General features: G+C 69.7%; 18 protein-coding genes. 11 read left to right on the top strand and 7 right to left on the bottom strand.

Annotation, left to right across the window (positions count from 1 at the left end; all coding sequences use genetic code 11):
- Positions 1 to 45 precede the first annotated feature (45 nt).
- Positions 46 to 924, bottom strand: coding sequence for an NAD-dependent epimerase/dehydratase family protein (locus ACQPXM_RS34050; protein WP_432941651.1), 879 nt, complete (start codon positions 922 to 924; stop codon positions 46 to 48).
- A 143-nt stretch (positions 925 to 1,067) separates the two neighbouring features.
- On the opposite strand from ACQPXM_RS34050, the gene ACQPXM_RS34045 reads away from it, so the two are divergent.
- The 3 genes from ACQPXM_RS34045 (at position 1,068) to ACQPXM_RS34035 (ending at position 5,930) form a co-directional block, all read left to right on the top strand.
- Positions 1,068 to 1,601, top strand: a complete 534-nt coding sequence (locus ACQPXM_RS34045) for a TetR family transcriptional regulator (RefSeq protein WP_432941649.1) — start codon at positions 1,068 to 1,070, stop codon at positions 1,599 to 1,601.
- A gap of 187 nt (positions 1,602 to 1,788) precedes the next feature.
- Complete coding sequence (gene metH / locus ACQPXM_RS34040) at positions 1,789 to 5,391, top strand: methionine synthase (protein ID WP_432941647.1); 3,603 nt, start codon at positions 1,789 to 1,791, stop codon at positions 5,389 to 5,391.
- A gap of 17 nt (positions 5,392 to 5,408) precedes the next feature.
- On the top strand, positions 5,409 to 5,930 hold the full coding sequence (locus ACQPXM_RS34035; RefSeq protein WP_432941645.1) for an N-acetyltransferase family protein: 522 nt from the start codon (positions 5,409 to 5,411) through the stop codon (positions 5,928 to 5,930).
- On the opposite strand, the gene ACQPXM_RS34030 is transcribed toward ACQPXM_RS34035, so the two are convergent.
- Entirely contained in the window at positions 5,905 to 7,116 is a 1,212-nt protein-coding gene (locus ACQPXM_RS34030) for an MFS transporter (RefSeq protein ID WP_432941643.1), read from the bottom strand. The genes ACQPXM_RS34035 and ACQPXM_RS34030 overlap by 26 nt on opposite strands.
- 148 nt (positions 7,117 to 7,264) lie before the next feature.
- Here ACQPXM_RS34030 and ACQPXM_RS34025 point away from each other — a divergent pair, with 148 nt between their 5' ends.
- Positions 7,265 to 8,104: an HAD family acid phosphatase gene (locus ACQPXM_RS34025; protein WP_432941640.1), complete on the top strand. Its 840-nt coding sequence runs from the start codon at positions 7,265 to 7,267 to the stop codon at positions 8,102 to 8,104.
- Here the strand turns inward: ACQPXM_RS34025 and ACQPXM_RS34020 are convergent, their stop codons facing one another.
- Positions 8,105 to 8,767 (bottom strand): TetR family transcriptional regulator, encoded by a 663-nt coding sequence (locus ACQPXM_RS34020; RefSeq protein WP_432941637.1) that lies wholly within the window; start codon positions 8,765 to 8,767, stop codon positions 8,105 to 8,107. It lies immediately after the preceding gene.
- Positions 8,768 to 8,861: 94 nt separating this feature from the next.
- Between ACQPXM_RS34020 and ACQPXM_RS34015 the strand changes: the two genes are divergently transcribed.
- Both ACQPXM_RS34015 and ACQPXM_RS34010 read left to right on the top strand, forming a co-directional pair.
- Complete coding sequence (locus ACQPXM_RS34015; protein WP_432941634.1) at positions 8,862 to 9,791, top strand: SDR family oxidoreductase; 930 nt, start codon at positions 8,862 to 8,864, stop codon at positions 9,789 to 9,791.
- Positions 9,792 to 9,807: 16 nt separating this feature from the next.
- Positions 9,808 to 10,572 carry a class I SAM-dependent methyltransferase gene (locus ACQPXM_RS34010; protein ID WP_432941632.1) on the top strand — a complete coding sequence of 255 codons (765 nt, stop codon included), beginning with the start codon at positions 9,808 to 9,810 and terminating at the stop codon, positions 10,570 to 10,572.
- Here ACQPXM_RS34010 and ACQPXM_RS34005 read toward each other — a convergent pair.
- Positions 10,562 to 11,092: a GNAT family N-acetyltransferase gene (locus tag ACQPXM_RS34005; RefSeq protein WP_432941630.1), complete on the bottom strand. Its 531-nt coding sequence runs from the start codon at positions 11,090 to 11,092 to the stop codon at positions 10,562 to 10,564. The genes ACQPXM_RS34010 and ACQPXM_RS34005 overlap by 11 nt on opposite strands.
- Before the next feature lie 73 nt (positions 11,093 to 11,165).
- On the opposite strand from ACQPXM_RS34005, the gene ACQPXM_RS34000 reads away from it, so the two are divergent.
- The 3 genes from ACQPXM_RS34000 (at position 11,166) to ACQPXM_RS33990 (ending at position 13,229) form a co-directional block, all read left to right on the top strand.
- Positions 11,166 to 11,459, top strand: a complete 294-nt coding sequence (locus ACQPXM_RS34000; protein WP_432941627.1) for a YciI family protein — start codon at positions 11,166 to 11,168, stop codon at positions 11,457 to 11,459.
- A gap of 75 nt (positions 11,460 to 11,534) precedes the next feature.
- Complete coding sequence (locus ACQPXM_RS33995; RefSeq protein ID WP_432941624.1) at positions 11,535 to 12,122, top strand: AMIN-like domain-containing (lipo)protein; 588 nt, start codon at positions 11,535 to 11,537, stop codon at positions 12,120 to 12,122.
- 144 nt (positions 12,123 to 12,266) lie between these two features.
- The gene (locus ACQPXM_RS33990; protein ID WP_432941622.1) at positions 12,267 to 13,229 is read left to right on the top strand and encodes a GNAT family N-acetyltransferase; all 963 of its coding nucleotides are present in this window, start codon (positions 12,267 to 12,269) and stop codon (positions 13,227 to 13,229) included.
- Here ACQPXM_RS33990 and ACQPXM_RS33985 read toward each other — a convergent pair.
- Complete coding sequence (locus ACQPXM_RS33985) at positions 13,222 to 13,761, bottom strand: dihydrofolate reductase family protein (RefSeq protein WP_432941620.1); 540 nt, start codon at positions 13,759 to 13,761, stop codon at positions 13,222 to 13,224. The two genes, ACQPXM_RS33990 and ACQPXM_RS33985, sit on opposite strands and share 8 nt — an antisense overlap.
- A 237-nt stretch (positions 13,762 to 13,998) precedes the next feature.
- On the opposite strand from ACQPXM_RS33985, the gene ACQPXM_RS33980 reads away from it, so the two are divergent.
- Positions 13,999 to 17,670, top strand: a complete 3,672-nt coding sequence (locus ACQPXM_RS33980; protein WP_432941617.1) for a CARDB domain-containing protein — start codon at positions 13,999 to 14,001, stop codon at positions 17,668 to 17,670.
- Positions 17,671 to 17,731: 61 nt separating this feature from the next.
- On the opposite strand, the gene ACQPXM_RS33975 is transcribed toward ACQPXM_RS33980, so the two are convergent.
- Positions 17,732 to 18,412: a GAF and ANTAR domain-containing protein gene (locus ACQPXM_RS33975; protein WP_432941615.1), complete on the bottom strand. Its 681-nt coding sequence runs from the start codon at positions 18,410 to 18,412 to the stop codon at positions 17,732 to 17,734.
- 19 nt (positions 18,413 to 18,431) lie between these two features.
- The gene (locus ACQPXM_RS33970; RefSeq protein WP_432941612.1) at positions 18,432 to 19,412 is read right to left on the bottom strand and encodes a GlxA family transcriptional regulator; all 981 of its coding nucleotides are present in this window, start codon (positions 19,410 to 19,412) and stop codon (positions 18,432 to 18,434) included.
- A 141-nt stretch (positions 19,413 to 19,553) separates the two neighbouring features.
- Between ACQPXM_RS33970 and ACQPXM_RS33965 the strand changes: the two genes are divergently transcribed.
- A complete protein-coding gene (locus ACQPXM_RS33965; protein ID WP_432941610.1) occupies positions 19,554 to 20,078 on the top strand; it encodes a hypothetical protein in 525 nt (174 codons plus the stop codon).

Genomic DNA, 20,078 nt, shown 5'->3' with positions numbered 1-20,078 from the left:
CCACGCAGCGGACCGAACAAGCCGGGCCCGGCCGGCGCCACCCCCTCAGGCGCCCCCGGGCCCGGCTGCTGTCTGCGCGAATCCCTCCCGCCACGAACTGTGCAGCGGTGTCCATCCCAAGTTCTTGCGGGCGTGCGTGTTGTCCGCACCCCTGGCCCAGCCGGTCCTCTCCTTCCGCACCACCTCCGGCGCCGGCGCTCCGACCGCCCGCGCGAACACCGGCAGCCACTCACTCGCCGGGGCCGGTACGTCGTCCACCACGTTCACGACGCCGGTCGGCCAGTCGAGCGCCTCGACCGCACTCGCCGCCGCGTCCTCTACGTGCAGGAAGCTGCTGACGTCGGCGTCGGCGACCAGCGAGCCTTCGTGGAGTTGCGTGCTCCTCAAGCCGCCCGGAGCGAACCAGGTGCCGGGTCCGTAGAGAGCGCCGTACCGGAGGACGACCCACTCGGGAAGTTCGCCGGCGATCCGTTCCATCGTCGCGACCGCGTCGACCATGCCGCGCCGGCTCTCGGACTCCGCCGCCAGGTCGAGGGGTGTCTCCTCGCCTGCCGGCCTGTCACCCGGTTCGTAGACCCACGCGATGCTCTGCACCACCATCCGCCGAGCGCCCGCCGCCAGTGCCGCATCCACCAGGTTCCGCGTCCCCACCCGGCGGATCCTCCCGTTCGCCGCGAAGTCGAGATCGGTCAGGTCGGTCAACTGGTGCATCACGATCTCAGGCGCCGCAGCCGCCACCACGGATCGCAAGCCGTCGGCATCGAACACGTCACCCACCACCGCCCGCGCCCCCTGACTCCGCAACCCCTCCGCGTCCGCCGTACGACGCGTCAGCGCGGTCACCTCGTGCCCCGCCGCGACCAGCCGCGGCAGCAGGTGCCGCCCGACGACCCCGGTCGCCCCGGCCAGAAAGATCCGGCTCATCGCGCACGCCACGTCAGCAGCTCGGTCATTCGACAACCGTAGGCGTGGAGTGGCTCCGAAGGATGGGCCATTTCGATCGTGCTCCATTGGGCCATCCGCTCGCGTGTTCGGCGTGGCTGGTGGAGATCGGGCATGCTGTGCGCGTGACCGACGCCGGCCGGACCTCGATCCTCCTGGCGGCGCGGCGCGCGTTCGCCCGGCAGCCGTACGCCGCGGTGACGCTGCGCGGGATCGCCGCCGACGCCGGGGTCAGCGCGTCGCTGATCGTCAAGCACTTCGGCGGGAAGGACCAGCTGTTCGACGTCGTGTCCGACTTCGGCGAAGCGGCCGAGTTGCTGCTGGCAGCGCCGAACGCGTCGCTCGGCCGGCACGCCGTACTGACCCTGGTGCGGTGGCGCCACGAGAACGAGTCGGACCTGCTGGTCCGGGTGGTGTTCGCCGCCGGGAGCGGCGACGAGCGGGCGATGATGCGGGAGCGCTTCCGCAGTCAGGTCGTACAAGCTTTCGCCGACCGGCTCGACGGCGACAACGTCGACGTCCGGGCCGAGCTGATCGTCGCGCACCTGCTCGGCCTGGGCGCGCTGCTCGCCGTACGGAAGACCGGGCCGGCGGCGACAGCGGATCCGGAGCTGGTCGCGGACCTGTACGGGCCGTCCTTGCAGGCCCTGATCGGTTGACGCAAGAGGCTGACACATCGTGGACAGCCGTCTCATTTGTCGAGCAGTGATTCTTTGCCTCGCCGCCCCGGCCGGTAGCATGATCGATCCAGGTCGAGAGGCGCTGCAACGGGCCGGAGGCCCGCCACGCTCGTCCTGAGTCAGTAGACCGCAAGGGCGCCTCCGGAAGATCTTCTGGAGGCCAAGGGTGACCACAAGCTCGTTGCGAGACCTGCTCGACCAGCGCATCGCGGTGCTGGACGGTGCGTGGGGCACGATGCTGCAGGGCGCGAAGCTGACCCCCGAGGACTACAAGGGCGATCGCTTCGTCGACCACACCCATGACGTCACCGGCGACCCGGACCTGCTGAACCTGATGCGGCCGGACGTCATTCTCGACGTGCACCGGCAGTACCTGGCCGCCGGCGCCGACATCACCACCACGAACACCTTCACCGCGACCAGCATCGGCCAAGCCGACTACGGCCTGGAGTCACTGGTCCGCGAGATGAACCTGGAGGGCGCCCGGCTGGCCCGGCAGGCCGCCGACGAGGCCGGCGGCAAGTTCGTGGCCGGCTCGATCGGCCCGCTGAACGTCACGCTGTCGTTGTCGCCGCGGGTCGAGGACCCGGCGTACCGGGCGGTGACCTTCGAGCAGGTCAAGGACGCGTACGCCGAGCAGATCGCGGCGCTGCGCGACGGTGGTGTCGACCTGCTGCTGATCGAGACGATCTTCGACACGCTGAACTGCAAGGCCGCGATCGCCGCCGCCCGTGAGGTCGCCCCCGAGCTGCCGCTGTGGATCTCGGTGACGATCGTCGACCTGAGCGGGCGGACGCTGTCCGGCCAGACCGTCGAGGCGTTCTGGAGTTCGATCGAGCACGCCCGGCCGCTGGTCGTCGGGGTGAACTGCTCGCTCGGCGCGAAGGAGATGCGCCCGCACGTCGCCGACCTGGCCCGGTTCGCCGACACCTACGTGGCCTCGCACCCCAACGCCGGCCTGCCGAACGCCTTCGGCGGGTACGACGAGACCCCCGAGCAGACCGCCGGGATGCTCGCCGAGTTCGCCGAGTCCGGCCTGGTCAACATCGTCGGCGGCTGTTGCGGTACGACGCCCGCGCACATCGCCAAGATCGCCGAGTCGGTCCGCGGGCAGCAGCCGCGCACGGTCGCGCCGGCGGAGACCAACACCCGGTTCAGCGGCCTGGAGCCGTTCAAGATCGGCGCTGACACCGGCTTCGTGATGATCGGCGAGCGGACCAACGTGACCGGCTCGGCGAAGTTCCGCCGGCTGATCGAGTCCGGCAACTTCCAGGCCGCGGTCGACGTGGCGCTGGAGCAGGTCCGCGGTGGCGCGAACCTGCTGGACGTGAACATGGACGCCGACCTGCTGGACAGCGAGCAGGCGATGACCACGTTCCTGAACCTGATCGCGACCGAGCCCGAGGTGGCCCGGATCCCGATCATGATCGACAGCTCGAAGTGGACCGTGCTCGAGGCCGGCCTGAAGTGCGTGCAGGGCAAGGGCGTGGTCAACTCGATCAGCCTGAAGGAGGGCGAGGAGGAGTTCCTCGAACGCGCCCGGCGGATCCGTGACTACGGCGCCGGCGCGGTGGTGATGGCCTTCGACGAGCAGGGCCAGGCCGACACCGTCGAGCGCAAGGTCGCGATCTGCGGGCGGGCCTACGACCTGCTCACCGGGATCGGCTTCCCGCCCGAGGACATCATCTTCGACCCGAACGTGCTGGCCGTGGCCACCGGCATGTCCGAGCACAACGGCTACGCCAAGAACTTCATCGACGCGCTGCCGCTGATCAAGCAGCGCTGTCCGGGCGTGCACATCAGCGGCGGCATCTCGAACCTGTCGTTCTCGTTCCGCGGCAACGACATCGTGCGCGAGGCGATGCACTCGGCGTTCCTGTACCACGCGGGCCAGGTCGGCCTGGACATGGGCATCGTGAACGCCGGTCAGCTGGCGGTCTACGAGGACATCCCGAAGGACCTGCTGGAGCTGGTCGAGGACGTCATCTTCGACCGGCGCGACGACGCCACCGACCGGCTGGTCTCGTTCGCCGAGAACGTGAAGGGCAAGGGCACCCAGCGCGAGGTCGACCTGAGCTGGCGCGAGGGCACGGTCCAGGAGCGGCTGTCGCACGCCCTGGTGCACGGCATCGTCGACTTCATCGAGGACGACACCGAGGAGGCCCGGCAGCAGTTCGCCCGGCCGCTGGAGGTGATCGAGGGTCCGCTGATGGACGGCATGAAGATCGTCGGCGACCTGTTCGGGGCCGGCAAGATGTTCCTGCCGCAGGTGGTGAAGAGCGCCCGGGTGATGAAGCGTTCGGTCGCCTACCTCGAGCCGTTCATGGAGGCCGAGAAGGAGCTGGCCCGCCAGGAGGGCCGCGCCGAGGACGTGCGCGGCCAGGGCAAGGTCGTGCTCGCCACGGTCAAGGGCGACGTGCACGACATCGGCAAGAACATCGTCGGCGTGGTGCTCGGCTGCAACAACTACGAGGTGATCGACCTCGGCGTGATGGTGCCGGCCGGCAAGATCCTCGACACCGCGATCGAGGTCGGCGCGGACGCGGTCGGCCTGTCCGGGCTGATCACCCCGTCGCTCGACGAGATGGTCACGGTCGCCGAGGAGATGCAGCGGCGCGGGATGAAGCTGCCGCTGCTGATCGGCGGCGCGACCACGTCCAAGCAGCACACCGCGGTCCGGATCGCCCCGGCGTACGACCAGACCACCGTGCACGTGCTGGACGCGTCCCGGGTGGTCGGCGTGGTCTCCGACCTGCTCGACGACGACCGGTCCGCGGCCCTTGCCATCAGCAACCGTGAGGACCAGGACCGGCTGCGCGAGCAGCACGCGAACAAGCAGCGCGCGCCGCTGCTGACGCTCGAGCAGGCCCGTGCCAACGCCGAACCGGTCGAGTACGGCGAACTGCCGGTGCCCGCCTTCACCGGTCTGCGCCGGGAGTCGCCCAGCATCGAGACGCTGCGGGCGATGATCGACTGGCAGTTCCTGTTCCTGGCCTGGGAGCTGAAGGGCAAGTACCCGGCGATCCTGGAGCAGCCGGTCGCGCGCGAGCTGTTCGACGACGCGAACACGCTGCTGGACCAGATCATCGCCGAGGGGTCGTTCCGGGCCGAGGGCGCGTACGGTTTCTGGCCCGCGCACAGCGAGGGTGACGACATCGTCCTGGACGGGCTCGGGGTGTCGTTCCCGATGCTGCGCCAGCAGACCGAGAAGCCGGCCGGCCGGCACAACCGCTGCCTGGCCGACTACGTCGCGCCCGCCGGCGACCACCTCGGTGGCTTCGGGGTCGCGATCCACGGCGCCGAGGAACTGGCGGCGGCGTACGAGGCGAAGAACGACGACTACCGGGCGATCATGGTCAAGGCCCTGGCCGACCGGCTGGCCGAGGCGTTCGCGGAGTGGATCCACCTGGAGGCCCGCAAGGCCTGGTTCGAGCCGGACGCCGACCCGGTGCTGGAGGACCTGCACGCCGAGCGGTTCCGGGGCATCCGGCCCGCGCTGGGATATCCGGCGAGCCCGGACCACAGCGAGAAGAAGGAACTGTTCGAGCTGATCGAGGCCGACAAGCTGGGCCTCGGCCTGACCACGTCGTACGCGATGACGCCGGCCGCGGCGGTGTCCGGCCTGATCTTCGCCAGTCCGTCCGCGCGCTACTTCAGCGTCGGCCGGCTCGGCAAGGACCAGATCGAGGACTACGCCAAGCGCCGGGGTCTGGAAGTGGCCGAGATCGAGCGCTGGCTGCGACCGAACCTGGCCTACGACCCCCAGTAGATGCGACGGTGGGGCGCATGAGAGTGCGCCCCGCCACCCCTGCCGACGCAGAGGCCGTCGCCGCCATCTGGCACACGGGCTGGCACGACGGTCACGACGGCAACGTCCCGGACGAGCTGGCGGCGGTCCGGACGAAGGACACGTTCTGGAGCCGGGCCAGGGAGCGGGTCGCCGAGACGACCGTCGCGGTCGTCGACGCCACGGCCGCCTCCTCCGAAACACCGGCCGAGGTGGTGGCCGGGTTCGTGATCGTCGCAGGCGACGAGGTCGAGCAGGTCTACGTCTCGCGCGATCACCGGGGCTCAGGGGTCGCCGGTGTGCTGCTCGCTGAAGCGGAACGGCAGGTCGAAGCCGCCGGGCATCCCGCCGCCTGGCTTGCCGTTGCCACCGGCAACGACCGGGCTCGCCGTTTCTACGAACGCTCCGGCTGGACCGACGCCGGCGCCTTCGACTACCAGGCCGCGGTCGACGGCGGCACGATCCCCGTCCCGTGCCACCGGTACGTGCGGAAGTTCAGCGCACCCGAAGCCGCCGAGTAGCCGGTACGACGAGCAGCAGCGCGGCGCAGAACACCCCGAGGATCGCGGACGACACCATCAGCGGGACCGTGCCGGTGATCCCCGCCAGCGGGCCGGCGAGGGTACGGCCGAGGGCCATCGTGACGAGCGAACCCGCGACGTCGTACGCGTAGACGCGGTTGAGCAGCTCCGGCGGGACCTGGGTCTGCACGGTCGTCGACCACAGCACCGACCAGAACGCGATGCCCGCGCCGGCGACCGCCCAGCCGGCCATCAGGACCGGCAGGCTCGGGTTCAGCGCGGGGACCAGGGGATAGATGGCGAACAGCGCCCACCCGATCGAGCCGGCGGCCAGCGGATGCCGGGGGCGGACGCGGATGGCCACCGTGCCGCCGATCGCCCCGCCGGCGCCGAACGCGGCCAGGCCGAGGCCGAGAGCGGTCGAGTTCAGGTGGTCGATCACCAGTTCGGCACCGATCGGCAGCGAGACGCCGACGACGAAGCACCCGTACAGGCCGAAGATCGCGATCACGGACCAGAGCCACGTGCGGGCCCGGAAGGCCTGCCAGCCCTCCACCAGCTCGCTGACGAAGGATGCGCCGGCGGCGGCCGGGGCGGTGTCGAGCTTCAGCGCGAGCAGGCACGCGCCGCTGACGGCGTACGTCGCCGCGTAGATCGCGAAGACCACGGCGGGCCCGGAGATGCTGACCAGTACGCCGGCCAGCGCCGGGCCGAGCACCCCCGCCATCGACTCGGCGATCCGCAAGGTGCCGTTGGCCCGCTGCACGTCGTCCGCGACCTGCGGGACCATGCTCGCGACGCCCGGCTGGAACATCGCGGTGGCCGCCCCGCTGAGGAATTGCAGCGCCACGATCAGGACCAGCGACGGCGTACCGACCGCGAAGAGCACCGCCGTGATCGCCTGCAACGCGAACCGCGCGAAGTCGGCCAGGACCATCATCCGCCGCGGCGTGAACCGGTCGGCCAGCACGCCGCCGAACAACATGCACAACGCGACCGCCGCGAGCCAGGCGCCGAGCGCGTAGCCGACCCCGGTCGCGCCGTACCCGGCCTGCAGTACGCCGACCGACAGCGCGACCGGGATCATCGCGTCCCCGAGCAGCGACGTCGTCCGGGCCCCGAAGTAGAACCGGAAGTTGGACGACCACAACGGTCGCGCGGGCGCCAGCTCAGCAGCGCAGGTCATCAGCCACCCCTCGAAAGACTCCTGTCAGCACCGGGAAATCTAGCTCGTCGTCTGGCAGGTTTCCGCCGGTCTCAGAGAGTGGATGACAGCGGCCGGCCGGCGGGGCTATTTTGCATTGGTCAGCAATATTTCTCGCGAGAGGCACATCATGGTTCACCGTTCTTGGCGCCGGCTGGTGCTGACCGGGGTCGCGGCCGTCGCCGGTGTCGCGGTCGTCGGTGGAGTCGCCTACTCGGCCGGGGTTGCGGCCCAGCAGCCGGCCATCCAGACCTCGACGCCGCGGACCGAGCGCCAGGTCACCAACATCGACGTCCTGCGGCAGCAGTTGCGGAACTACTACGGCGACCCGCTCGGTACCGGGACGTTCGCGGCGGACAGCAACTACGCCCGGGAGGCGAGGGATGTTGCGGCCGACGGCAAGCGCTGGATCTCGGCCCGGCCGCACACCCGCGGCACGAAGGCGATCCTGCTCGACGTCGACGACACCGCGCTGGCGACCTGGAACTACGAGCTCGCCAGCAACTGGGCGTTCAACCCGGCGACGAACGGCCAGTACGTGCTGGAGCAGAAGTTCCCGGCGGTGCCCGGCATGGTCGACCTGGTGAAGACGGCCGAGCGCGAGGGCTATGCGATCTTCTTCCTCACCGGTCGCGGTGCGGCGCAGGAGCAGGCGACGCTGGGCAACCTGACCGCAGACGGCGTCGGCGTCGACGCGGGCTACCCGAAGCCGACCACCCTGCGCGGTGGCGAGGACGGCCTGTTCACCAAGCCGGCCGTCGCCGACTACCCGGCGTACCTGAAGCAGGCCTGTGCGGGGGACCCGAACGGCGCCTGTACGACGATCCACTACAAGGCCGCGACCCGCGCGCACATCGAGTCGCTCGGCTACGACATCGTCGCGAACTTCGGCGACCAGTACTCCGACCTGAAGGGTGGCTACGCCGACCGCACCTTCAAGCTGCCCAACCCGAACTACTACCTGCCCTAGTCAGCGCGGCAGCAGTCCGAAGATCAGGCTGTCCAGGGCGGTCCGGAGGGCGGGCTCGAACTCGACCCGCAAGGCGGTGAGCTCCGGCGCGGCCTCGTACGCCGCGAGGATCGCCGCCGGTGGCCGGGAGTGCGTCCAGAGCGCCCCGGCCAGCAGCGCCCCGGAGGCGACGAAGTTGACGGTGCCCTGCTCGCCCAGTTCCGGTACGGCGGCCAGGATGGCCGCCGTCATCCGCTGGGAGTGCCCGATGGCGGCCCGCTTGAAGTTCAGCGCGACGTCGGTCGAGATGTTGCGCTCCAGGACGGCCGCCTGCGCGCTGATCAGCTCGCACAGCATCGGCCGCGCGGTCAGCGTCTCCGTCATCGTGCTCGCCAGCGACTCGGCCCGCTCGGCGGCCGGACGTGCCGGGTCGATGCCGGCCAGCGCGGCCTCGAACTCGGTCAGCCAGGCGGCCGTCTCGGCGTTCATCAACTCCAGCAGCACGGCTTCGCGCGACTCGAAGTAGTTCAGCACGTTCGACTTCGCCAGGCCGACCCGGCGGCTCAGCTCGTTCAGCGTGAGCTCGGCGACCGGCTGCTCGGCCAGCATCGCGGTCGCCGTCGCCAGGATCGCCCGCCGGCGTTCGGCCCGCTGCTCCTCGCTGCGCGCTCGCTGGAAGGTCATGCCCGCAGTCTACAGACCGCCGGTCTCTTGTGATCAGACCAACGGTCTGTTAGCGTCGAAGACAACAGACCGGCAGTCTTTTAAGGAGCCCGCCATGTACGAGGTCCCCGATCAGTCCGGCAAGTACTTCGTCGTCACCGGCGCAAACAGCGGCACCGGCAAGGAGGCCGCGCGGAGACTGGCCGCGGCCGGCGCGCGGGTGGTGATGGCGGTCCGCACTCCCGCCAAGGGCGAGGCCGCCCGCGCCGAGATCCTGGCTCGGCATCCCGGCGCACAGCTCGAAATCCGCCGGCTCGACCTGGCCGATCTCGACTCCGTGCGCGCTTTCGCCGACGAGCTGATCGCAGACGGCGTACCGCTCGATGTGCTGATCAACAACGCCGGAGTGATGATTCCGCCGGAGCGGATGCTGACCGCCGACGGCTTCGAGCTGCAGTTCGGGACGAACTTCCTCGGTCCGTTCGCGCTGACGCTGCGGCTGCTGCCGCTGCTGCTCGCGGCGCCGGCGCCGCGGGTCGCGACGATGAGCAGCGGGATGGCGAACTTCGGCCGGATCGAGTTCGACGATCTGCAGTGGCAGCGGCGGTACCGTCGCATCCGGGCGTACTCGCAGTCGAAGCTGGCCGATCTGATCATGGGCCGGCGGCTCGCCGTGATCGCCGCCGAGCGCGGCTGGCCACTGCTGAGCACGATCGCGCATCCGGGCATCACGCGGACCAATCTGCAGTCCGCCGGCCCGAGCCTCGGCCGGGACAGGCCCTCCCTGGCGGATCGGTTGATGATGCGTTTCGACCTGACGCCGACCCAGGACGTCGAGCAGGGGACCGAACCGCTGCTGGTCGCCGCGGCCGGCCCGGACGCGGTGTCCGGCGCGTACTACGGTCCCTCGCGCTGGTTCGAGATGGTCGGGCCGACCAAGCTCGCCAGGATCCCGCGGCGTGCGCTCGACGAGGACGTCGCGGCCCGGCTCTGGACGACGGCCGAGGAGTTGACCGGCGTAACCCTTCCCGCCGTCCGCGCGTGAGCCCTAACCTGCCGGGATGGAGCGATGGGCGAGTGGGGAGCAGTACGAGCCGTACGTCGGGCGCTGGAGCCGGCTGGTCGCGACGGAGTTCGTGGCGTGGCTGGATCAGCCGGCCGGGCGCCGATGGCTGGATGTCGGCTGCGGGACGGGTGCGCTGACCAGCACGATCGTGCGGGACGCCGCACCGGCGTACGTGCTGGGGGTGGATCGGTCGGAGGGGTTCCTCGAGTACGCGCGGCGGACGGTGCCCGGTGCGTCCTTCGAGGTCCGTGACGCCGACGACCTGCCCGGGGCGTCCTTCGACGTCGCGGTGTCCGGCCTGGTGCTGAACTTCGTGCCGGATCGCGACCGGCTGCTGCGCCGGCTCGGTGAGATCGGCGACGTCGTCGCGGCGTACGTGTGGGACTACGCCGAGGGCATGCAGCTGATGAAGTACTTCTGGGAGGTCGCGGGCGAGGTCGATCCCGCGCGGCGTGACCTGGACGAGGGCACCAGGTTCCCGTTCTGCCGGCCGGACGCGTTGGAGGAGATGTTCACCGGCGCCGGGTTCGGCGAGGTGGCCAGCCGCGGGATCGTCGTACCGACGGTGTTCACGTCGTTCGAGGACTACTGGACGCCGTTCCTCGGCGGGCAGGGCGCGGCGCCGGCGTACCTGAGCACGGTCGACGAGACGACTCGGTCGAAGATCCGGGACGCCTTGCAGGAAAGGCTTCCGGTCGAGTCGGACGGGACGATCTCGTTGACCGCCAGGGCTTGGGCCGTGCGCGGGACTACTCGGTAGGCCAGTCCGGGTGCAGGCGGCCGAAGAGCAGGTCGTCGGTCCACTCGCCCTTCCACCAGCTCGCCGCTCGTCGCAGTCCCTCGCGCTGGAAGCCGAGTCGCTCCAGCAGCCGCGCCGACGCGACGTTCCGGGCGTCGCACTCGGCCGACACCCGGTGGAGGTTCCGCTGCGTGAACAGGTGATCGAGCAGCGCGCCGACCGCTTCGGACGCATAGCCCTGGCCTTGGTACGCCGGCGCCAGCGTGAAGCCGAGCTCGGCTTGGCGCAGAGTCTCGTCCAGGTTCAGTCCGATGTCGCCGATCAGGACGCCGTCCAGGTCGATCGCGTACTGGAACCAGCCGGGCTGCTCGGGATCGCCCCCGGCGTACAACCGCACGGTCTCGATCGCCTTCTCCAGCGGGTACGGCGCGTCCCACGACTGGTAGCGCGCGACCTCCGGCATCGATCGGTACGCCGCCAGCGCCGCGGCGTCGTCGTCCCGGAACCTGCGCAGCACCAACCGCTCGGTCGACAAGATCATGGGCCGATGATGTCAAAACCAGCATCGCGGCATCGACTGGTCAGTGACAGCACCTGACGATCGGAGCCGCGCCATGAAGTACCTGGTGATCCTGCACGCCGCCGACCAGCTCGATCCGCCGGATCACACGGCCTTCCGCCGCGCGGCGCAGGAGGCCGGCGAACTGGTCGACGGGCAGACGCTGGCCGACCCTTCGCTCGGCACCGTGCTCGGTTCGCCGGGGGCTCCGATCCATGCCTTCTACCTGCTCGACGTCGACTCCCCGGATCGGGCCGTCGAGCTCGCCGGACTGCTGCCCGAGGCGACCCGGGACGGCGCGGGCGTCGACGTACGGCCGGTCATGTTTTCGGCGGCGGCCGACTACTGAAGGTGGTCGGCGCGATCGGTGAACTTCGTTTCTGGCGGAGGCATCTAACAGTTGTCTCTTAAGGGGGGACAGCTCATGAAATCCATCCGCATCAACCGTCAACCGATCCGCACGCTCGTCGCGATCCTGGCCGTCGCCGCCGTACCGGTGGGCGCGGTCGCTGTGCCGGCGCTGGCCGGCGCGTCCACCACCACCACCACCGCCACCTGCCCGACCGGCTGGGGTTCATTGCCTGAGGCAAGCACCTACCGCGGCGCCGGCACGCTGACCGGCGTCCGGACCGGGCGGCACGCCTGTTACGACCGCGTCGTGTTCGACGTCAAGGGCAAGCCGTCGTGGTTCCGGGTGGAGTACGTCAAGAACGTTTCCACCGTGGGACAAGGCGAAATCGTGCCGCTGCGCGGCGGCGCGAAGCTGCAGATCGTGCTGTCGGTGCCTTCGTACGACGACGCGGGCCGCAGCACCTACAACCCGGGCAACCCGGACGAGCTGACCAACGTGAGCGGCTACCGGACCTTCCGGCAACTCGCGACCGCAGGCAGCTTCGAAGGTGAGACCACGATCGGCGTCGGCGTCCGCGCCCGCCTGCCGTTCCGCGTCTTCACCCTCCCCGGCTCCGACGGCACCAGCCGCATCGTGGTCGACGTCGCCCACAGCTGGTAAACACCGGCGGATCGGCAACTTCGGTGCCCCCCGACGCATCTAGCAAGTGTCCTGAGGGGGCATCGTGAATTCTCTTCACAGCAATCGTCCGACCGACCTCCACCGAGCTGTTCCGGCGCCGCCTGTTCGACGGAACGATCAATCATGACGACGGTCGCCGTGCTGCCGGACGGGTACATCGTCCGGCCGCCCGAGCCCGCTGACGCCGCGGCGTTGTTCGCGATGCTGGCGGACTGCAACTCCGCGTTGATCGGGTCCGCCGACGGCACGGTGACCGAGGTGGCCGAGGGGATCGTTGAGCCGGGGTTCGACCGGAGGACCGACGGGTTTCTGGTGGTCGGTGGGGGAGGGCGGCCGGTGGGATACGGGACCGCCTCCGGCCTGGGGGATCGCCAGGTGGTCGACATCCAGGTGTGGTCCCGCACACCGGAGGTCGCCGCCTGGTTGTACGGGCGGACGATGGACCGCGCCCGCGAGATGGGCCGGGAGAACGGTCATGCGGAGATCACCGTCGAGACCGACGTCTACCGGGCCGACGAGCCGCAGCGTGCTCTGCTGGCCGGCCATTCCTTCACCAACGGTACGACGTACCACCGGATGCGGATCGACCACCATGAACCGGTCGCGATGCCGGCGCCGCCGCCCGGTGTCGTCGTCCGGAGGGGTGCGTGGGACGACACGTCCCGGTGGACCGCGCACGAGCTCATCATCGAATGCTTTCAAGGCCAGTTCGGCTTCGTCGTCCGGCCGCACGAGGAGTGGATCGAGTACCTCGAGCTGCTGTCCACCTTCGACTGGTCCCAGATGACGCTGCTCGAGGTCGACGGTCGCGCGGTCGCGCTGCGCAAGTGCACCGACGCGCACCTCGAGACCGACGACTGCGGGTACGTCGGCATGCTGTGTGTGCTGGAGGAGTTCCGCGGGCGCGGGCTGGCGAGGTTCCTGCTACAGGACGCGTTCGCCCACGACGCGGCCGCGCGCCGCTCCGGCACGATGCTCGACGTCGACACCAACAACCCGACGCCCGCGCTCGGCCTCTACCTGGCGGTCGGCATGGAACCGGTCCTTGTCTCCGAGGGCTGGATCCGCGTCGTTCCGGTCAGCTGAGGACTCTGAACCACAGATTCGTCGCCTGGGGAACGGCGCTGTGGTGCAGGCGTTCCAGCTGGACCGTGCGACCGCCAGGGTGGTGGAACAGCCGTGTCCCGTCGCCGAGGAGGACCGGTACGACGATGGTGAGGACCTCGTCGAGCTGGCCTGCCTCGAGACACTGGCGGGCGATGTCCGCGCCGAGCACGTTGACGTAGCGGTCACCAGCCGCGGCTTCGGCCGCCGCCAGTCCGGTGAGTACGTCGGGCACGAAGTAGACACCCGGGGAGTCGGCGGGTGAGTGATGCGTGACCACGTACTGCGGCCCGTCCCAGCCGCCGCCGAAGGCCTGGCCGGCGTTCTCGTCGTTCTTGTGCGGATCGTCGCCGCGGTACGTCGTGGCGCCGACCAGCAGCGCGCCGATGTCGCCGATCAGCTCGTCGACCAGCGGGTTCGGGCCCAGGTGGGCGGTGAGCCAGGACATGTCGCCTCCGGGGCCGGCGATGTAGCCATCGAGCGACATGGAGACGGAGTACAGGATCTTGGCCATCGAGAACGTCCTTCCGGGGTTGTCTTTCCAATGTTCAGACGAGCAACCCCGGGAGAACTCATCGGTCAGGGGCCTGAACGCCTGCTCCACGTCCCTCGTCGTGCGCCGATCGTGACGAACCGTTGACGAACCGCGTCGGCGACTGCAAGCTTTGGCTACTACGGCGCAAGAAGTTGGCATACAAGCGCAAGTTACGTAGCTCCGACTGCAGTTCCCCGCCCAGACCTGAGGACGTCCATGAAACGGAGTCAGCCCCGCAGGCGGCTGATCGGCGGCCTGCTCTCCGCAGCCCTGATCCTCGCCGGTGCCACACCGGCCATCGCCTCCGCGACCGTCACCACCGAGACCGCCGACACCGCCCAGACCGCCCAGACCGCAGCCGCCGCCCCCGCGGCTGCGCTCCCACGGACTTTGTCCGCGAGCAGCCAACTGGGGGAGTACCCGGCCACGAACGCCGGTGACGGCAATCAGAACTCGTACTGGGAGAGTTACAACAACCAGTTCCCGCAGTGGTTGCGGGCCGACCTCGGCGCCGCGAAGAGCGTCGACCGGCTCGTGCTCAAGCTGCCGTCCTCCTGGGGCGCTCGCACGCAGACCCTGTCCGTGCAGGGCAGCACCGACGGAACGTCGTACCGGGATGTCGTCACCAGCACCGGCTACGGCTTCAGCCCGGCCAACGCGAACACGGTGACGATCACGTTCCCGGCCACCAGCCTGCGCTACGTCCGGCTGAACATCACCGCGAACACCGGCTGGCCCGCCGGTCAGCTGTCCGAGTTCGAGGTGCACGGCCCGGACACCGGCGACACCCAGAGCCCGACCGCGCCCGGCAACCTGACCCTGACTGAGCCCGCGACCGGCCAGCTCCGGCTCGCCTGGACCGCTGCCACCGACAACGTCGGCGTCACCGGCTACGTCGTCTACCGCAACAACACCGTCGTCACGACGGTCGCCGGTAGCGTGCTCAGCTACACCGACAACCAGCCGTCCTCGGCGACCGTCGAGTACTTCGTCCGCGCGAAGGATGCTGCCGGCAACGAGTCCGGTGACAGCAACCGGGTCCGCCGGGCCGGCCAGGGCGGCGGCACCAACCTCGCGACCGGCAAGCCGATCGAGGCGTCGTCCGCGGTGCACAGCTTCGTCGCCGCCAACGCCAACGACAACAACGTCGCGACGTACTGGGAGTCCAACGGCTTCCCGGCCACGCTGACCGTCAAGCTCGGCTCGAACGCCGACGTGAGCTCGGTCGTGGTCAAGCTGAACCCCGACCAGGCCTGGGGCCAGCGCACCCAGAACTTCGAGGTGCTCGGCCGCGAGCAGAACGCGACCACCTTCAGTTCCCTGTCCGGCCGGGCGAACCACGTCTTCAACCCGTCCGCGCAGAACACCGTCGAGATCCCGGTCAGCGGCCGCGTCGCCGACCTGCGGCTGCACTTCTTCAGCAACACCGGCGCGCCCGGCGGCCAGGTCGCCGAGCTCCAGGTCGTCGGGACCGCCGCACCGAACCCGGACCTGGTCGTCAGCGACCTGTCCTGGACGCCGGCCACCCCGAGCGAGACCAGCCCGGTCACGCTCTCCGCGACCGTCCGCAACATCGGCTCGGCCGCTGCTCCCGCGAGCACGGTCAACTTCACCCTCGGCGGCACGGTCGTCGGCAGCTCCCCAGTCGGTGCCCTTGCCGCCGGCGCCTCGGCCACGGTCACCTTCAACGCCGGCACCCGCGCCCAGGGCTCGTACGCCGTCGGCGCGGTGGTCGACCCGACCAACACGGTCGTCGAGCAGAACAACGACAACAACTCTTTCACGGCACCCACGCAACTGGTGATAACGCAGGCGCCTGGCCCCGACCTCCAGATCACCGGGATCACCACCAACCCGGCCAACCCCGCGGTCGGCCAGGCGGTCAGCTTCACCGTCGCGGTGAACAACCGTGGCACGTCGGCGTCCGCCGCCGGCTCGGTGACCCGGGTCGTCGTCGGCGGTACGACGCTGAACGGCAGCACCGCGGCGATCGCGGCAGGCGCCACCAGCAACGTCGCGATCAGCGGCACCTGGGCGGCGACCAACGGCGGCGCGACGATCACCGCGACGGCCGACGCGACCAACGTCGTGGCCGAGACCAACGAAACCAACAACACCTTCGCCCGGGCGATCGTGGTCGGCCGCGGCGCCGCCGTACCGTACACGTCGTACGAGGCGGAAGCGGCGAACTACCAGGGTCAGCTGCTGGTCGCCGACCCGCTGCGCACCTTCGGCCACACCAACTTCGCGACCGAGTCGTCCGGGCGCAGCTCGGTGCGGCTGAACAGCCAGGGCCAGTTCGTCGAGTTCACCTCGACCAACCAGACGAACTCGATCGTGGTCCGCAACTCCATTCCCGACTCCGCCAACGGACAGGGGCTGGAGGCAACGATCAGCCTGTACGTGAACGGCACCTTCAGCCGCAAGCTGACCCTGTCGTCACGGCACAGCTGGCTGTACGGCAACACCGACCAGCCCGAGGGCCTGACCAACACGCCGGGTGGTGACGCGCGCCGGCTGTTCGACGAGTCGCACGCGTTGCTCGGTACGTCGTACCCGCCGGGCACGAAGTTCAAGCTGCAGCGCGACGCGGGTGACACCGCGGCGTTCTACATCATCGACACGATCGACCTCGAGCAGGTCGCACCCGCTGCGAGCCAACCAACCGGTTGTACGTCGATCACCCAGTACGGCGCGGTGCCGAACGACGGGATCGACGACGCCGACGCGATCCAGCGGGCCGTCACCGACGACCAGAACGGCGTGATCGGCTGCGTCTGGATCCCGGCCGGCCAGTGGCGGCAGGAGAAGAAGATCCTCACCGACGACCCGCTGAACCGGGGTCAGTTCAACCAGGTCGGGATCAGCAACGTCACGATCCGCGGCGCGGGCATGTGGCACTCGCAGCTGTACTCGACGATCGAGCCGCAGAACGCCGGCGGCATCAACCACCCGCATGAAGGGAACTTCGGGTTCGATATCGACAAGAACACGCAGATCTCGGACATCGCGATCTTCGGCTCCGGCCGGATCCGCGGTGGTGACGGCAACGCCGAGGGCGGTGTCGGCCTGAACGGCCGGTTCGGCACCGGGACCAAGATCAGCAACGTCTGGATCGAGCACGCGAACGTCGGGATCTGGGTCGGCCGCGACTACGACAACATCCAGGAGCTGTGGGGCCCGGCCGACGGGCTGGAGTTCAGCGGGATGCGGATCCGCAACACCTACGCCGACGGGATCAACTTCAGCAACGGCACCCGGAACTCCAAGGTGTTCAACTCGTCGTTCCGCACCACCGGCGACGACGCGCTCGCGGTCTGGGCGAACAAGTACGTCAAGGACCAGTCGGTCGACATCGGTCACACCAACTCGTTCACCAACAACACCGTCCAGCTGCCCTGGCGCGCCAACGGCATCGCGATCTACGGCGGTTACGACAACAAGATCGAGAACAACCTGATCTACGACACGATGAACTATCCCGGCATCATGCTGGCCACCGACCACGACCCGCTGCCGTTCTCCGGCCAGACCCTGATCGCCAACAACGGTCTGTACCGGTGTGGTGGCGTGTTCTGGAACGAGGACCAGGAGTTCGGCGCGATCACGCTGTTCCCGCAGAACCTGCCGATCCCCGGCGTCACCATCCGGGACACCGACATCGTCGACTCCACCTACGACGGGATCCAGTTCAAGACCGGCGGCGGCCTGATGCCGAACGTCGCGATCACAGGCGTCCGGATCGACAAGTCGAACAACGGCGCCGGCATCCTGGCGATGGGCGGCGCCCGTGGCAACGCGGTGCTGACCAACACCACCATCACCAACTCCGCCGACGGCAACGTCGTGATCGAGCCCGGCTCGCAGTTCACCATCACCGGCCAGTAGTCCGCTCCGAAACCCCGGGCCCGGCGCCACAGCGCCGGGCCCGGGTGGGGCGGGGGGGGAGTCAGCGGCTGCGCTGGGACAGCTCCTTGACGATCTCCTCGGCGACCCGGCGCAGCTTGACGTTGTTGTCCTGCGACAGCCGGGTCAGGAAGGCGAAGGCGCGTTCGTCGTTCAGGTTGTAGCGCTCCATCACGATGCCGACCGCCTGGCCGATGGTGCCGCGGGTGTGGATGGCCTGGGACAGGTCGTCGATCTCCTGGGCGTACGCGATCGCCGTCGCGGCCTGGTGGGCGAACAGCTGGCTGAGCGAGTCGAAGTCCTCGAACGCGCCGACCTCCCGGGAGTACAGGTTCAGCGCGCCCTGCGACTTGGGGGCGTCGAAGATCCGCAGTCCGGCCTGGGCGTTGATCCCGGCCGAGATGGCGACGCCCGCGTAGCGGGGGAACCGCTCGTCGTTGGCCAGGTCGGAGGAGATCACGTGCACGGTGTCGGTGGCCGCGTGGTAGCAGGGGCCTTCCCGCATCTCGTACTGCGCGGCGTCGACGGTCAGCAGCATGTCGTCGGTCGGCGCCACCGTCGCCAGTTGGCCGTCACTGTGCAGGATGGTGATGCTCGCGTAGTCGACCATCGGCAGGACCTGCACCGCGGCCGCCGTGATTTGCCCGAGCGTATGGTCGAGGTCACCCGGGGTGAGCGCCTTCGACAACATCTGCGCGGTTTCGATCAAACGCGAGTCGTTCATGGTTCCGCCGTACCCATTCTCACCCTCCCGCAACCCGATCCGTACGCCGTACGGTCGGATCGGCCCTGCGAAACGCGGCCCGGTAGGCGTGCGGCGTGGTGCCGACCACCCGCTTGAAACGCTCCCGGAAGGCGGTCGGTGAGCCGAAGCCGACCCGGCCGGCGATCCGGTCGACCGGCTGGCTGGTTGCTTCCAGCAACGACTGCGCCCGCCGGATCCGGCTGCGCAGCAACCACTGCAGGGGAGTGGTGCCGGTCTGCTCGCGGAACCTGCGGCTCAGCGTCCGGGGACTGGTGCCCGCCTGGGCGGCGAGCTGCTCGAGCGTGAGGTCGCGAGTGCAGTGCTCCTCCATCCAGCGCAGCAACGGCTCCAGCTCGGAGCCGCGCGGACTCGGCGGCTGGTCGTGCACGATGAACTGCGCCTGCCCACCCTCGCGCTCCAGCGGCATGACCGCGGTCCGTGCGGCGTCGGCGGCGACCGCGGAGCCGTAGTCCCGCCGGACCAGGTGCAGGCACAGATCGAGCCCAGCGGCCGCGCCGGCCGAGGTGAGGAACTGGCCGTTGTCGACGTACAGCACGTTCGGATCGACCTCGATCTCAGGGTGCCGCTCGGCGAGCAGGTCGGCGGCGTACCAGTGGGTGGTAGCCCGGTGCCCGTCGAGCAGTCCGGTGGCGGCGAACACGAACGCGCCGACGCAGATCGAGGCGATCCGCGTCCCCCGGGCCGCGGCGGCGCGAATGGCGTCGAGCGCCTGGTCGGGCGCGGGGCGCAGGTCACGGCAGCCGGGCAGAACGATCGTGTCCGCCTCCGCCAGCGCCTCCAGCCCGTACGGCGGTTGCAGCGCGAACGCGCCGGCCGCGACCGACGGCGTGACGCCACAGACCCGCACCTGGTACGCCGGGCGGCCGTCGGGCAGCCGCGCCCAGCTGAACACCTCGATCGGCGTGGCCAGATCGAACGGGATCACGTCGTCGAGCGCCAGGACCGCCACCGTGTGCATGGCTGGATAGTAGACAGCCAGTCGATTCCCGCCAAAGCGCCGAGTCGACAAATCACCTGGTGAGAGGGTTGGCGAGAATCCGTCGGGATATGGCCATCCAGCCAGTTCCATGAGTCCCGGCACGGCCGTTACCTTCTCGGGGTGACCAAGCTGCTGCTCTCGATTCACGTGATCGCGGCGATCATCGCCATCGGGCCGGTCGCCGTCGCGGCGAGCCGATTCCCGGCGACCGTCCGGCGCCTGCTGGCCGAGCCGGGGCAGGTGAACGACCCGGACGCCGCGGTGCCTCCGGCGGTGATGAACCGGGCGGCCGAGGCGGCCCTCGCCGTGCGGACGGAACGCGACGTGAGTGAGCTGCGGACGCTGCACCGGATCTGCCGCGTCTACGCCGTCGTCGGGATCGCCGTACCGGCGTTCGGGCTGGCGACCGCCCGGAGCCTGGACGTGCTCGGTGACGTCTGGCTGATCATCTCGATGGTGCTGACCGCGTGCGCGGCCGCCGTACTGATCCTGCTGGTGCTGCCCGGTCAGCAGCGGGTTCTGGCCGGCGCGCCCGACCACGCGGCTCCGAGCCGCCTGGCGATGCACGCCGGACTCTTCAACCTGCTCTGGGCCACCGTGACGGTCCTGATGATCGCCCGCCCGGGCTCGACGACAGGAGCCTGA

This window comes from Kribbella sp. CA-253562 (genome assembly GCF_050942265.1).
GTDB lineage: Bacteria > Actinomycetota > Actinomycetes > Propionibacteriales > Kribbellaceae > Kribbella.
This window is presented reverse-complemented; position numbering and strand designations above follow the sequence as displayed.

Excerpts from the sequence above, each read along its gene's own strand:
- ACQPXM_RS34050 (WP_432941651.1), bottom strand. The coding sequence starts at position 924 with ATGAGCCGGATCTTTCTGGCCGGGGCGACCGGGGTCGTCGGGCGGCAC.
- ACQPXM_RS34035 (WP_432941645.1), top strand. The coding sequence starts at position 5,409 with ATGAGAGTGCGCCCCGCCACCCCTGCCGACGCAGAGGCCGTCGCCGCC.
- ACQPXM_RS34030 (WP_432941643.1), bottom strand. The coding sequence starts at position 7,116 with ATGACCTGCGCTGCTGAGCTGGCGCCCGCGCGACCGTTGTGGTCGTCC.
- ACQPXM_RS34025 (WP_432941640.1), top strand. The coding sequence starts at position 7,265 with ATGGTTCACCGTTCTTGGCGCCGGCTGGTGCTGACCGGGGTCGCGGCC.
- ACQPXM_RS34020 (WP_432941637.1), bottom strand. The coding sequence starts at position 8,767 with ATGACCTTCCAGCGAGCGCGCAGCGAGGAGCAGCGGGCCGAACGCCGG.
- ACQPXM_RS34015 (WP_432941634.1), top strand. The coding sequence starts at position 8,862 with ATGTACGAGGTCCCCGATCAGTCCGGCAAGTACTTCGTCGTCACCGGC.
- ACQPXM_RS34010 (WP_432941632.1), top strand. The coding sequence starts at position 9,808 with ATGGAGCGATGGGCGAGTGGGGAGCAGTACGAGCCGTACGTCGGGCGC.
- ACQPXM_RS34005 (WP_432941630.1), bottom strand. The coding sequence starts at position 11,092 with ATGATCTTGTCGACCGAGCGGTTGGTGCTGCGCAGGTTCCGGGACGAC.
- ACQPXM_RS34000 (WP_432941627.1), top strand. The coding sequence starts at position 11,166 with ATGAAGTACCTGGTGATCCTGCACGCCGCCGACCAGCTCGATCCGCCG.
- ACQPXM_RS33995 (WP_432941624.1), top strand. The coding sequence starts at position 11,535 with ATGAAATCCATCCGCATCAACCGTCAACCGATCCGCACGCTCGTCGCG.
- ACQPXM_RS33990 (WP_432941622.1), top strand. The coding sequence starts at position 12,267 with ATGACGACGGTCGCCGTGCTGCCGGACGGGTACATCGTCCGGCCGCCC.
- ACQPXM_RS33985 (WP_432941620.1), bottom strand. The coding sequence starts at position 13,761 with ATGGCCAAGATCCTGTACTCCGTCTCCATGTCGCTCGATGGCTACATC.
- ACQPXM_RS33980 (WP_432941617.1), top strand. The coding sequence starts at position 13,999 with ATGAAACGGAGTCAGCCCCGCAGGCGGCTGATCGGCGGCCTGCTCTCC.
- ACQPXM_RS33975 (WP_432941615.1), bottom strand. The coding sequence starts at position 18,412 with ATGAACGACTCGCGTTTGATCGAAACCGCGCAGATGTTGTCGAAGGCG.
- ACQPXM_RS33970 (WP_432941612.1), bottom strand. The coding sequence starts at position 19,412 with ATGCACACGGTGGCGGTCCTGGCGCTCGACGACGTGATCCCGTTCGAT.